General features: G+C 68.5%; 12 protein-coding genes. 5 read left to right on the forward strand and 7 right to left on the reverse strand.

Translation table 11 applies throughout. The features are described 5' to 3' along the window. Positions 1–54: 54 nt before the first annotated feature. From ACIQK7_RS05775 to acs, 5 genes are all read right to left on the reverse strand, one after another. The gene (locus ACIQK7_RS05775) at positions 55–723 is read right to left on the reverse strand and encodes a response regulator (RefSeq protein ID WP_403022142.1); all 669 of its coding nucleotides are present in this window, start codon (positions 721–723) and stop codon (positions 55–57) included. Next, positions 720–2,030, reverse strand: a complete 1,311-nt coding sequence (locus tag ACIQK7_RS05780) for a sensor histidine kinase (RefSeq protein ID WP_403022144.1) — start codon at positions 2,028–2,030, stop codon at positions 720–722. The genes ACIQK7_RS05775 and ACIQK7_RS05780 overlap by 4 nt, the downstream gene beginning before the upstream one ends. A 149-nt stretch (positions 2,031–2,179) precedes the next feature. After that, positions 2,180–2,995, reverse strand: coding sequence for an alpha/beta fold hydrolase (locus ACIQK7_RS05785; protein WP_403022146.1), 816 nt, complete (start codon positions 2,993–2,995; stop codon positions 2,180–2,182). A gap of 50 nt (positions 2,996–3,045) precedes the next feature. Then, positions 3,046–3,684: a GntR family transcriptional regulator gene (locus ACIQK7_RS05790; RefSeq protein WP_403022148.1), complete on the reverse strand. Its 639-nt coding sequence runs from the start codon at positions 3,682–3,684 to the stop codon at positions 3,046–3,048. Positions 3,685–3,694: 10 nt separating this feature from the next. Next, positions 3,695–5,707: an acetate--CoA ligase gene (gene acs, locus ACIQK7_RS05795; protein ID WP_403022150.1), complete on the reverse strand. Its 2,013-nt coding sequence runs from the start codon at positions 5,705–5,707 to the stop codon at positions 3,695–3,697. Positions 5,708–5,801: 94 nt separating this feature from the next. Between acs and ACIQK7_RS05800 the strand changes: the two genes are divergently transcribed. The 3 genes from ACIQK7_RS05800 to ACIQK7_RS05810 are packed head-to-tail and all read left to right on the forward strand — an operon-like array spanning position 5,802 to position 7,846. Beyond that, positions 5,802–6,188 (forward strand): tautomerase family protein, encoded by a 387-nt coding sequence (locus ACIQK7_RS05800; protein WP_403022152.1) that lies wholly within the window; start codon positions 5,802–5,804, stop codon positions 6,186–6,188. A 3-nt stretch (positions 6,189–6,191) separates the two neighbouring features. Next, positions 6,192–7,049, forward strand: a complete 858-nt coding sequence (locus ACIQK7_RS05805) for an alpha/beta fold hydrolase (protein WP_403022154.1) — start codon at positions 6,192–6,194, stop codon at positions 7,047–7,049. After that, positions 7,046–7,846, forward strand: a complete 801-nt coding sequence (locus ACIQK7_RS05810; protein ID WP_403022156.1) for an acyl-CoA thioesterase — start codon at positions 7,046–7,048, stop codon at positions 7,844–7,846. Before ACIQK7_RS05805 ends, ACIQK7_RS05810 begins: the two co-directional genes overlap by 4 nt. A gap of 37 nt (positions 7,847–7,883) precedes the next feature. Here ACIQK7_RS05810 and ACIQK7_RS05815 read toward each other — a convergent pair whose 3' ends face one another. Beyond that, positions 7,884–8,900, reverse strand: coding sequence for a zinc-binding dehydrogenase (locus tag ACIQK7_RS05815; RefSeq protein ID WP_403022157.1), 1,017 nt, complete (start codon positions 8,898–8,900; stop codon positions 7,884–7,886). A gap of 257 nt (positions 8,901–9,157) precedes the next feature. On the opposite strand from ACIQK7_RS05815, the gene ACIQK7_RS05820 reads away from it, so the two are divergent. Together ACIQK7_RS05820 and ACIQK7_RS05825 are read left to right on the forward strand one after the other, a co-directional pair. After that, a complete protein-coding gene (locus ACIQK7_RS05820) occupies positions 9,158–10,543 on the forward strand; it encodes an LLM class flavin-dependent oxidoreductase (RefSeq protein WP_403022159.1) in 1,386 nt (461 codons plus the stop codon). Positions 10,544–10,569: 26 nt separating this feature from the next. After that, positions 10,570–11,490: an AEC family transporter gene (locus tag ACIQK7_RS05825; protein WP_403022161.1), complete on the forward strand. Its 921-nt coding sequence runs from the start codon at positions 10,570–10,572 to the stop codon at positions 11,488–11,490. Here ACIQK7_RS05825 and ACIQK7_RS05830 read toward each other — a convergent pair. Further along, on the reverse strand, positions 11,487–12,323 hold the full coding sequence (locus ACIQK7_RS05830) for an exodeoxyribonuclease III (protein WP_403022163.1): 837 nt from the start codon (positions 12,321–12,323) through the stop codon (positions 11,487–11,489). The genes ACIQK7_RS05825 and ACIQK7_RS05830 overlap by 4 nt on opposite strands. Positions 12,324–12,353: the final 30 nt, after the last annotated feature.

The following is a 12,353-nucleotide window of genomic DNA, read 5'->3' on the forward strand; positions in this document are numbered from 1 at the left end:
ACGATTCGGCCTTCGGCCCTGACCGCCTGGGCACTCTCCTGAATTAGGAAAGCGCTAGCCGGCGAGGCCGTGCTCGTAGGCGAAGATGACCGCCTGGATGCGGTCGCGCAGTCCGAGCTTCATGAGCACCTTCGACACGTGGGTCTTGACGGTCGCCTCGCCGACGTAGAGCCTGCCGGCGATCTCGGAGTTCGAGAGTCCGGCGGCCATGAGCTGCAGCACCTCGAGTTCGCGATCGGTGAGGTCGCGCACGGCCTCGGTGTCGACGGTCTTCGCGGGAGCCGCGGCTGCCGCGGGCGGCTCCGCCGTGAACCTCGAGATGACGCGCCTCGTCACGGTCGGCGAGAGCAGGGCATCCCCGCGGGCGACGATCGTGACGGCGTCGATGAGTTCCTCGGCGCGGGCGTTCTTCAGCAGGAACCCGGATGCCCCGGCCTGCAGCGCCTCGAACAGGTAGTCATCGCGGTCGAAGGTCGTGAGGATGAGCACCCCGGCGGTGACGGATGCGTCGGCCACGAGCATCCGCGTCGCCTCGAGCCCGTCCATCCCCGGCATCTGCACGTCCATGCAGATCACGTCGGGCTGGAGTTCGCGCGCCCGCTCGATCGCGTCGGCGCCGTTGGCGGCTTCGCCGACGACCTCGATGCCGGGCTCGCTCTGCAGGATGGTCTTGAATCCGGCCCGCACGAGGTCCTGGTCGTCGACCAGCAGCACGCGGGTCACGCGGTCGCCCCCGCGAGCACGGGCTGGGGTGCCGCGGTGCCGCCGAGGGGAACGACGGCGCGCACGAGATAGCCGCCACGCGAGCGGGGACCGGTCTCGAGGGTGCCGCCGACGGCGGTGAGACGCTCCCGCATGCCGAGGTGTCCAAGCCCTGAGCCGCGTCCTCGGCTGAGGCCGCGTCCGAGTCCAGTGTCGGTGACCTCCAGTTCGACGCGGTCGCCGAGGTAACGCAGGCGCACCTCCGCTGTCGCCCCGTCGCCCGCGTGTTTGCGCACATTGGTCAGGGCCTCCTGCGCAACGCGGTAGAGCGTGAAGCCGACGATGGTGGTGACGGGGTGCGGTTCCCCGACGATCACAAGCGACGTGGGGGTACCCGCCGCGCGAGTGGACTCGACGAGCTGCTCGAGCTGCTCGAGACCGCGCGTCGAGGAGGCCTCGGCCGCGGCATCCGTCTCTCCCGCCTCGGCGGAGCCGGGATCGCGCAGGGTCGTGAGCAGGCGGTGCAGCTCGTCGACGGCGGAGCGGGCGCTCGACTCGATGACCTCGAGTGACTCGCTCGCCATGGCGGGGTCCCGCTCGAGCACGCGCCGGGCCGCGCCCGCCTGCACACCCATGACGGAGACGTGGTGGGCGACGACATCGTGCAGTTCGCGGGCGATGCGCACGCGGTCGAGCGCGACGGCCTGATGCATGCTGTGCTCCCGCTCCTCGGCCAGCTCGGCCGTGCGGCGCCGCAGCTCGGCGCGCTCCCGGGCGGCCGCCCACATGTGGTTGCCGAAGTACCAGGCGCCACCGAAGTAGAGCACGTTGGTGGCGAAGTTGATGAGCGCGAATGAAGCGAACGCCGAGAAGACGCCCGAGCGCGAGACATCCGGCAGCAGTTCAGGGTCACTGACGGTGATGATGAGGTTGACGGCGACCCAGCCGAACATGAAGACCACGATGAGTAGGCGCACGATGTTGGCGGCCCGGCGACTGCGTGACCATGCGCCGACGCTGTAGATCGCAACGAACATGACGATCTGGCTCACGAGCAGTTCGGGCACCGCGAACTGCTGGCCGAGGTAGAAGGCGATCGCGACGACCACGACGACCGCCTCGGGGTAGCGGCGACGCAGTGCGAGCGGCAGGGTGAGCGCCGCGATGACGATCGCACTGAGCCAGACGGGCGCCGGCTCCTCGAACATGCCGACGCGCGTGTAGAGCATGAGGCTCAGCGTCGCGCCGATCGCCATCGCGAGCGCCCCGAGGGCGTCCCGGCGCACGCCGGCGCTGTCGGGCAGCGGCCGCACCCAGTCGTCAGTCATCCCTCAAGGCTAGCGAGCAGCGGATGCCGCGGCATCCGTCACCCGGACTACGCCGCCCTGCTGACGTTCACAACTCGGGACTTTGCTCTCCTAATTCAGGACCTCCTGAATTGTGAGAGCCAAGTCCTGAATTAGGAGAGGGCCGGGGCTCAGAGGTCGTGCTCGGCGAGCCAGCGCCGCAGCACCCGCACGAATTCCTCTGGCTGCTCGACCGAGGGGAGGTGCGCCGTGTCGGGGAACCGCACCCCATCCGCATTCGGCAGGGCCGACAACTGGTACTCGTAGTTGACGAGCACCTCGCTGAGATCGTGGTCGCCCACCATGACGAGCGCGGGCACCGTCACGTCGACAAGCCGGTCGTAGGCGGGCGGCTCGAGCGGCACGGGCACAGGCTTCTCGAGCACGTGCGCGAGGTTCGGCTGGTTCAGCTGGTAGGCCGCGCGCACGAAGTCGGGGTCGAGCGAGCCCTGGTCACGGCGCACCCCGAGTGCCCAGAGCTCGACCTCGAGGCGGTTCAGCGTCTCCCACTCGGCCTGCTCGAAGGCCACGTCCATGCGGTCGACGACCTCGTCCTCCTCCGCCGTGAGCTCGATGTCGGGAAATCCGCTCACCCCGCCACCGACCGTCACGACGCCGCTCACACGCGACGGGTACTCGACCGCCGTGTCGAGCGCGATCTGGCCGCCGCGCGAGCACCCCACGAGGGTCGCCCGGTCGACCTTGACGTGGTCGAGGAGGGCGATTGCGTCGGCACGGTTCGAGAACTCGACGTCGTCGCTTGTCGTCTCGCCGAAGCCACGGCAGTCGAACCGGATCACATGGTGATCGACGGCGAGCGCGGGCACGACCGGGTCCCACATACGGAGCGTCGCGATGCCGGCATGGATCAGGAGGAGCGCGGGGGCGGCGGGGTCCCCGTCGGTCTCGTAGTGGATCGAGGCGCCGTCAACGTCGAATCGTGCCATACCGAGAGGCTAGGCGTGGGGTCCCGTGAATGCCACCCCTGCGGCTGGCGTCAGTCCTGCGGAATGCGGATGTCGCGCAGTCCCGCGATCACAGCCACCGCAGCATCCCGGTCTCCCACCCTGATGGCGGCGAGGAGCTCACTCTGCAGGCGCGAGAGCCGGGAGACGTCGATTGCCTCCGGCAGGTGCATCGACCCGAGGCGCACCATGTGCACGACGCTCGTGATCGAGCGGGCGAGCACCTCGTTGGTGGTGAGGTGTGCGAGGCGGTCGAAGAAGGCGAAGTTGGCGCGGGCCATGCCGACGAAGTCGCCCGACGCGAGGCTTGCGTTGAACTCGTCGTGGTCGCGCTCCATGCGCTCGGCGAGCTCGGGGTTGGGCTCCGTGATGACCTCGAGGACGAGCGCGGAGTAGAGGGCCACCCACACCGTCATCGCCTTCGCGGTCTGCGGGGGAGTGACGACAGCGACGCGCGTGAAACGGTTCGCGGATGCCTCGATCACTCCGATATCGCGCAAGCGCTGGATCGCTTCGCGCACGGGGGTGCGCGAGACCCCGAACTCGCCTGCGAGCTGGGCGTCGCTGATGCGATCGCCCGGTTCGAGGGTGCCCTCGGAGATGGCACCCAGGAGGTGCGCGTAGATCGTGTTTACGACAGGGCTCGTCGTCACTTCCGCGTCGTCAATCACGGGGCTGATCCTACTCGCCAGCCCGGTGATCGTCGCTGCTTTCCACAATCGCAGCGATCATGCCGGGCACCGTCGAATCCTGCAGTGAGGTGACGTCGCCGAGCGGCCGCCCGTCGATGATGTCGCCCAGCAGTCGCCGCATGATCTTGCCGGAGCGGGTCTTCGGCAGATCGGGCACGATGACGATGTCGCGCGGTTTCGCGACGGGTCCGATCTCGCGCGCGATGTGCGCGCGCAGGATTGCCGCGAGCTCGTCGTGGTCGATCGTGCGGGCGGGCACGACGAAGGCGGCGATGGCCTCGCCGGTCGTGGCATCCGTCGCCTTCGTCACCCCCGCTTCGCCGACGAGCGGATGCGCGACGAGCGACGACTCGATCTCGATCGTCGAGAGGCGGTGGCCCGAGACGTTGATGACGTCGTCGACGCGGCCGAGCACCCACATGTCACCGTCGGCATCCGCTTTGCCGCCGTCGCCGGAGAAGAAGAATCCCTGCTTGGCGAAGCGCGCCCAGTAGGAGTCGAGGTAGCGCTGCGGGTTGCCCCAGACCGTGCGGGCCATGGACGGCCAGGTGCCCTCGACGACAAGGTAGCCGCCGGCACCGGGTGCGACATCCGCACCGTGGTCATCGACGACGCGGGTGCTCAGGCCGGGCAGGGCGCGGCTGACCGAGCCGGGCTTGAGGGTGGTCACGCCGGGGAGCGGCGCCATGATCGCCGAGCCCGTCTCGGACTGCCACCAGGTGTCGACGATGGGGGCCTGCCCCGCACCGATGTTCTCGCGGAACCACACCCACGCCTCCGGGTTGATCGCCTCACCGACCGATCCGAGCAGGCGGATGCTCGACAGGTCATAGCCCGTCAGCCCATCCGGGAACCACGTCATGTAGGTGCGGATGAGCGTCGGCGCCGTGTAGTAGACGGTCACGCCATAGCGTTCGATGATCTCGAAGTGGCGGCCGGGCGCGGGGGTGTCGGGCGTGCCCTCGTACATGACCTGGGTGACGCCGTTCGAGAGCGGACCGTAGATCGCGTAGGTGTGGGCGGTCACCCAGGCGAGGTCAGCCGTGCACCAGTACACGTCGTCGGGCTTGCTGTCGAAGATCGCCCAGTGGCTCCACGAGGTCTGCGCGAGGTAGCCGCCGCTCGTGTGCACGAGGCCCTTGGGCTTTCCCGTCGTGCCGGACGTGTAGATGATGAAGAGCGGATGCTCGGAGTCGAAGTATTCGGGCTCGTGCACCTCGGGCTGCCGGTCGACCACGTCGTGCCACCAGACGTCGCGGCCGGGCGTCCACGGGACATCCGCTTCGGCGCCTTCTATGAAGCCCGTGCGCTTGACGACGAGCACGTGCTCGAGCTGGTTCTCGCCGCTCGCCGCCTCGTCAGACGCCGCCTTGACGGGCACGGCCTTGCCGCGGCGGAACTGCCCGTCGCTTGTGACGAGCAGCTTCGCGCCCGTGTCCTCGATGCGGAACCTGAGCGCCTCCGCGCTGAACCCGCCGAACACGAGCGAATGCACGGCCCCGACGCGGGCGATCGCCAGCGTGATGATGGTCGTCTCGGGGATGACAGGCAGGTAGACGACGACCCGGTCGCCCGGCCCGATGCCGAGTTCCGTCAGTGCGTGTGCGGCCTTTGCGACCTCCCGCTGCAGCTCGGCATACGTGATCGTGCGGGTATCGCCGGGTTCACCCTCGAAGTGATACGCGACCTTGTCGCCGGCACCGGATGCCACGTGCCGGTCGACACAGTTCACGGCGACGTTCAGGCGGCCCCCCGCGAACCACTCGGCCTTCGGCGGCTGGAGCGTGCCGTCCTCGCGAAGCGCGGGTTCCCACGTGTGCGCCGTGTGCCAGGGCTCGTGCCAGTCGAGCCTCGCGGCGGCGGCCTCCCAGAACGCGATCGGGTCGGCCGCGGCATCCGCCCACGCTTCGGCGGAGACATTGGCGCTCGCCGCGATGTGCGCGGGCGCGGGATAGCTGCGGGTCTCAACGAGGAGTTCGCGGATGTTCGTGCTGGTGCTCACGTCCCCAAAGTACGTCTACGGACGATCTCGCTCGAATCGTGTCGTCACACAACGCAACGCGCCGGTGGCCGCCCCCGGCCGCTATCGTCGTGCAATGGCACAGGTACTCGTCTACGCCCATCGCGAGGCTCTTGACGGTCGGCGAGAAGCACTCAGCGACGCGATCCACGGCGCCGTCATGGCCTCTCTCGGCTACCCACCCGAGAAGCGCTTCCACCGCTTCATTGCCCTCGACCGCGAGGACTTCGTGCACCCGGATGACCGGGGCGACGACTACACGATCGTCGAGATCTCCATGTTCGAGGGTCGCTCCGAGGCGGCAAAGCGGGCGCTCATCGCGGAACTCTTCGCACGCATCCAGACGATCGGCATCCAGCCACACAGTCTTGAGATCACGATCAGCGAGACCCCAAGGGTCAATTGGGGCATCCGGGGCCAGAATGCCGCCGACCTCACTCTCGACTACGCGGTGGAGGTGTAGGCCATGTTCGAGCGGATGCCTGTGGCACTGGGCGACCTCGTCTTCGACGTGCGCGTGGCAGGCCCCGAAGACGGCACCCCGGTCATGCTCCTGCACGGCTTTCCCGAGACCTCGCGCAGTTGGACGGCCGTCGCCGAGCAACTCGCCGCCGACGGGCTGCGGGTCATCGCCCCCGACCAGCGCGGCTACTCGCCGGGTGCCCGCCCGGTCGGCGCGCACGAGTACGACATCAAGGAACTCGTCGCCGACGTGCTCGGCCTCATGGAGGCGCTCGGCCTCGACTCGGCGCACCTGGCCGGCCACGACTGGGGTGCCTCCGTCGCCTGGGCGGCCGCGGCGTGGCATCCGGAGCGGGTCCGTTCGCTCGTCGCAGTCTCGGTGCCTCACCCGGTGTCGCTCACCTGGGCGATCGACAACGACCCCGACCAGCAACGCCGCTCGGCCTACATCACGCTGTTCCGCGATCCGGGCAAGGCGGAGAAGACGCTGCTCAAGGCCAACGCGGCGGCCTTCCGGGCGCTCTTCGGCACGCACATCGCCAAGGAGGCGGTTGACGAGTATGTCGCCCACCTCAGCGAGCCGGGGGCACTGCTCGCGGCGCTCAACTGGTACTGCGCGATGACGCGCGAGTTCGGCGAGATCCCCGCCGTCACGGTGCCCACCACCTACCTCTGGAGCACGAGTGACCCCGCGCTCGGCGAGGTGGCCGCCCGGCGCTGCGAGCAGCACGTTGAAGGGGATTACCGCCTGATCGTGCTCGACGGCGTCTCGCACTGGGTGTCGGAGGAGGCGCCCGCCGCGGTGGTCGCCGCGATCCGCAGTCGGGTGGCGGAGGCGCCACCGAATACGCTGCTGGGATGACTTCCCACGTTTTCGACGACGCCGTCGCACTCGAAGCACTTGGCGACGGACGCTTCCGCGGCCACACGCATCCCGCCTACGCCAACATGGTGGGCCCCTTTGGGGGCATCACGGCGGCGACGCTCCTGCGCGCGGTCGAGCAGCATCCGGACGTGTTGGGCGCGCCACTCTCGCTCACGGTCAACTTCGCCGGGCCGGTCGCCGACGGTGAGTTCGAGATCGAGGCAGTGCCCGTGCGCACCAACCGCTCGACCCAACACTGGTCGCTGGCCATCACCCAGGGCGGTGCCATCGCCACGACCGCGACCGCCGTCTTCGGGCAGCGCCGCGAGACCTGGTCAGACAGCGAGACCCCCGCCCCTGGTGCGCCCGCGCCCGAGAGCCTCGAGCAGCAGCGGATGCCCGACATCGTCGTCTGGGCCGGTAACTATGAGATGCGCTTCATCGACGGCATCATGACGCCGGGTGCCCAACAGGAGAGTTCGTCGTCGACCCTGTGGATGCGCGATTCCCCCGCGAGGCCTCTCGACTTCACGTCGCTGGCGGGCCTGTGTGACATCTTCTACCCGCGCATCTACCTGCGCAGCGGCCAGATGACGCCCGCCGGCACCGTGACACTCACCATCTATTTCCACGCGGATGCCGCGGCTCTTGCTGCCCAGGGCGACGACTATCTGCTGGCCACGGCAAAGGGCCACCGCTTCAACAACGGCTTCTTCGACCAGTCGGCCACGATCTGGGGTCACGACGGCCAGCTACTCGCGACCACGCACCAGCTCGTCTACTTCAAGTCCTGAGCGGGCTCACTCCGCGCTCATCTCACGAGCTCGAAGGCTAGGGGATGAGCACGATGCGGATGGGGTTGCCTTCCTTTTCTTCGAGCATCCGGATGGCGTCGTGCGCTGCTGAGAGCGGCACGCGTGCGCTGACCGAGCGGGCGAACTCGACCCTGCCCTGGGCGACGAGGTCTACGAGCTGCTCGACGTGGTGGTCCTCAGAGCCGTAGTGGCCGAGGATGCTCTTGCGCATGTGGGTGAACTTGTTGCTGTTCGCAATCGTGATGGGCGTACCGCTGAGGCCCACGAGCACGAGCTTGCCGCCCACGCCGAGTGAGGAGATCGCCTGGGCGCGCACGGCATCGACGCCCGCGAAGTCGAAGGCGACATCGAGGCCTGTGCCGCGCGTCGCATCCCGCACCTTCTGGCGGAACTCCGGGTCGCTGGGGTCGAGCACGACATCGGCGCCGAACTCCGCGGCGCGGCCGCGGGCCTCCGCGAGGGGGTCGATCGCGATGATGGGCGCGGCGCCCGCGAGGCGCAGCAGCTGCACGGCGTGCGCGCCGAGCCCGCCGACGCCCCACACGCCGACCGCCTGGCCGGGGCGCACCTGCGCCGTGTGGTCGATCGCGCTCCACGGTGTCGACACCGCATCGGGGATGATGGCGGCCTGCTCAAAGGGCATGGCGTTCGGGATCGCGACGAGGTTCTCCTGCGGGGCGACGAGGTACTCGGCCCATCCGCCGTCGTAGTCGACGCCCATCGTGTGCACCTCGGTGCCGCGGCTCATGCCCGCCTTGACGATGACGCGGTCGCCGGGCTGCCACCCCGCGACATCCGCCCCCAAGGTGTCGACCGTGCCCGCGACCTCGTGACCGAGCGTGACGACGTCTCCCTGCAGGAGCGAGGGGTTCAGGATGCCGTCGATCAGGTGCGCGTCGGAGAGGCACACCCCGGCAGCACCCACCTTCACGAGTACCTCGCCCGCGGCAGGGGTGGGCACGGGGATGCGCTCGAGCGCGAACTCCCGGGTCGAGATCGTCAGGCGGCCAGCGAGCATCGTCTTCTCGGTCATGCGCCCATCCTGCCGAGCGGATGCTGCGGGGTGAACCTTTTCTCGGAAACCCACTGCATGGCGCCTCCCGCATGCAGGCCCCTCGTTCGCCCCCACGACTTTCAGAATTCAGGACCGCACACGGGCGACTGGCCGTTCCGGCCTGATCACCGTGCGGTCCTGAATTCTGAAAGCACTCGATGACGAACTGTTTCGCGGCTGCTCGCACTTTGCGTGACGGCGGCGCAGCATGGTGTCCCGAGCGAAAGGCCGAGCCCATGACCCGACAGATCCGTTTCAACGCCTTCGACATGAACTGTGTCGCCCACCAGGCATCCGGCCTGTGGCGTCACCCGCAGGACCGCTCGCGCGACTACAACAAGCTCAGCTACTGGACCGAGCTGGCCAAGCTTCTCGAGCGCGGCCGTTTCGACGGCATCTTCATCGCTGACGTCCTCGGCACCTACGACGTCTACGGCGGCAGCAATGAGGCGCCCATCAAGCACGGCGCGCAGGTTCCCGTCAACGACCCGCTCATGCTCGTCTCGGCGATGGCATCCGTCACGGAGCACCTCGGCTTCGGGGTGACCGCCGGAACGGCCTACGAGCATCCGTACCCCTTCGCGCGCCGCATGACGACCCTTGATCATCTGACGAACGGCCGGGTTGGCTGGAACGTCGTCACGGGCTACCTGCCGAGCGCCGCCCGCAACATGGGGCACGACGACCAGATGGAGCACGACGAGCGCTACGCCCACGCCGACGAATACCTCGAGGTGCTCTACAAGCTGTGGGAGGGCTCCTGGGAGGATGACGCGGTCGTCGTCGACCGCGAGTCCGGCGTGTTCACCGACCCGTCGAAGGTGCACGACATCGGGCACGAGGGCAAGTACTTCACGGTCCCGGGCATCCACATCTCGGAGCCGTCGCCGCAGCGCACTCCCGTGATCTACCAGGCGGGTGCATCGTCGCGCGGCATCGAGTTCGCGGCGGGCAACGCGGAAGCCATCTTCGTGGCGGCACCGCACAAGACCGCCCTCAAGGAGACGGTCGGGTGCATCCGTGACGCCCTCGAGGCCGCCGGTCGCGACCGCCACTCGGCCCGCATCTACACGCTCCTGACCGTCGTGACGGATGCGACGCCCGAAGCCGCGCAGGCGAAATACGAGGAATACCGTTCCTACGCGAGCCCCGAGGGTGCGCTCGTCTTCATGTCGGGATGGATGGGCATCGACCTGTCGCAGTTCGACCTCGACGAGCCCATCGGCAACGTCAAGAGCAACGCGATCCAGTCGAGCCTCGAGAACGTGCGGCGGGCGGGCGAGGACGGTCGCGTGCGCACCCTCCGCGAGCTCGCCCTCGAGAACGCCATTGGCGGACTCGGGCCGACCATCGTCGGTTCGGGCGAGGAGATCGCCGACCAGCTGCAGGAGTGGGTCGAGGAGACGGATGTCGACGGCTTCAACCTCGCCTACGCCGTCACGCCGGGCACCTTCGAGGACATCGTCGAGCACGTGATTCCCGTGCTGCAGGCGCGCGGGCTCTACCCCACGGAGTACGCAGAGGGCACGCTGCGCAACAAGCTCTTCGGGGCGGGCGACTCGCTCCCCGAGTCGCACAAGGGTGCCGGCTACAAGGTGGGGCAGCGGCTGCTCGCGGGGTGAGTGCCCCGGGGTGAGACACTTGACCCGTGGCAGGGGTCTTGGTGGGGTTCGCGATCATCGCGGCGATCATCGCCACTGGCTATGTGCTCGGGCGCATCCGTCTGCTCGGGCCGCACGCGCCGCTCGTGCTCGCGCGTCTCGTGTACTTCGTACTGGCCCCGAGCCTGCTCTTCACGATCCTCGGCACGACCCCGGTCGAGCGGCTCTTCTCCTCGGAACTCGCGATCGCTGCCGGCGCGGCGATCGCCGCGATGACGGCTTTCGCGCTCGTGTCCCGCTTCGCGTGGCGGCGCCCGGCGCCTGAGGTTGTCATCGGCTCGCTGTCGGCGGGCTACGTCAACGCCAACAACATCGGGATTCCGGTCTCGCTGTATGTGCTGGGGGATGCCGCGGCATCCGCGCCCGTCATCCTGTTGCAGCTGCTCATTCTTGCGCCGGTCGGGCTTGCGTTGCTCGACATGACGACATCGGGGCGCCGTTCGTTGCTCGCGACGGTCACGCAACCGCTCAAGAACCCCATCCTCATCGGCTCCGCTGCTGGGGTGATCGTGTCGGTGACGGGCATCGAGATCCCGGCGCCGGTGATGGAACCGTTCCTCATTGTTGGCGCGGCCGCCGTGCCGCTCATGCTCTTGAACTACGGCATCTCGCTGCACGGCCAGCGCATCCTCGAGCCGGGCTCCGGTCGCCGCGATGTGCTCCTCGCGACGAGCATCAAGCTCGCGCTGATGCCGCTCAGCGCGTGGGCACTCGCCCGCTTCGTGTTCGGTCTCGAGGGACACGAGCTCTTCGTCGCGGTTGGACTCGCCGCACTGCCGACCGCGCAGAACGTGTTCAACTACGCGCAACTCTTCGGGCGAGGCGTCATCGTCTCGCGGGACACGATCTTCATCACGACGGTCGGCTCCCTGCCGGTGCTGCTGCTGATCGCGGCCCTGCTGAGCTAGAAGATCATCGGCCGATCGTCGTCATCGCCCGCGATCTCGAGGTCGACGACGACAGGCACGTGGTCGCTGGGGGCGTCACCCTTGCGCTCATCGCGGTGGATCGAGGCATCCGTCACCAGGTCGGCGAACTCCTCGTTGCCGAGGATGAAGTCGATGCGAAGCCCCTCGTTGCGCGGGAACTTGAGCTGCTTGTAGTCCCAATAGGTGTAGCCCTCGGGCACGATCGGCCGCACGACGTCGCTGATGCCGGCCGACTCGAAGGCGAAGAACGCCTCCCGCTCGGCGGGTGAGACGTGCGTCGTCACGCCGACCTGCAGCCCTGGGTCGCCCACGTCGGAGTCGAGCGGCGCAACGTTCCAGTCGCCCATGAGCGCGAGGGGAGTGCCCGGATGCTCCGCCATCCAGGCCTCGGATGCCTCGCGCAACCGCCCCAGCCAGTCCAGCTTGTAGACGTAGTGCGGGTCGGTGAGCGAACGCCCGTTGGGCACGTAGAGGCTCCACAGTCGCACGTCGTCCACCGTGACGCCGAGGGCGCGGGCCTCGAGCGGCTGGTCGGGTCCCTCGTGGCCCTTCAGGAAGCCGGGCTGGCCCGCGAATGAGGTCTCGACATCCGTCATCGGGAGGCGGCTCGCGAAGGCGACGCCGTTCCACTGGTTGAGGCCGTGCGCGATGATCTCGTAACCGGCCTCCTCGAAGGCGGCGACGGGGAACTGCTCCGGCTTGCACTTGATCTCCTGCATGCCCAGCACGTCGATGTCTTCGCGCACGAGCCAGTCGACGACTCGGCCGTATCGGGTGCGGATGGAGTTGACGTTCCAGGTGGCGACACGCATGCCACCACGCTACCGGCCCCGTCGGCATCC

It is taken from the genome of Salinibacterium sp. GXW1014 (assembly GCF_044769865.1).
Lineage (GTDB): Bacteria > Actinomycetota > Actinomycetes > Actinomycetales > Microbacteriaceae > Homoserinimonas.

Excerpts from the sequence above, each read along its gene's own strand:
- ACIQK7_RS05780 (WP_403022144.1), bottom strand. The coding sequence starts at position 2,030 with ATGACTGACGACTGGGTGCGGCCGCTGCCCGACAGCGCCGGCGTGCGC.
- ACIQK7_RS05815 (WP_403022157.1), bottom strand. The coding sequence starts at position 8,900 with ATGACCGAGAAGACGATGCTCGCTGGCCGCCTGACGATCTCGACCCGG.
- ACIQK7_RS05805 (WP_403022154.1), top strand. The coding sequence starts at position 6,192 with ATGTTCGAGCGGATGCCTGTGGCACTGGGCGACCTCGTCTTCGACGTG.
- ACIQK7_RS05810 (WP_403022156.1), top strand. The coding sequence starts at position 7,046 with ATGACTTCCCACGTTTTCGACGACGCCGTCGCACTCGAAGCACTTGGC.
- ACIQK7_RS05800 (WP_403022152.1), top strand. The coding sequence starts at position 5,802 with ATGGCACAGGTACTCGTCTACGCCCATCGCGAGGCTCTTGACGGTCGG.
- ACIQK7_RS05830 (WP_403022163.1), bottom strand. The coding sequence starts at position 12,323 with ATGCGTGTCGCCACCTGGAACGTCAACTCCATCCGCACCCGATACGGC.
- ACIQK7_RS05785 (WP_403022146.1), bottom strand. The coding sequence starts at position 2,995 with ATGGCACGATTCGACGTTGACGGCGCCTCGATCCACTACGAGACCGAC.
- ACIQK7_RS05820 (WP_403022159.1), top strand. The coding sequence starts at position 9,158 with ATGACCCGACAGATCCGTTTCAACGCCTTCGACATGAACTGTGTCGCC.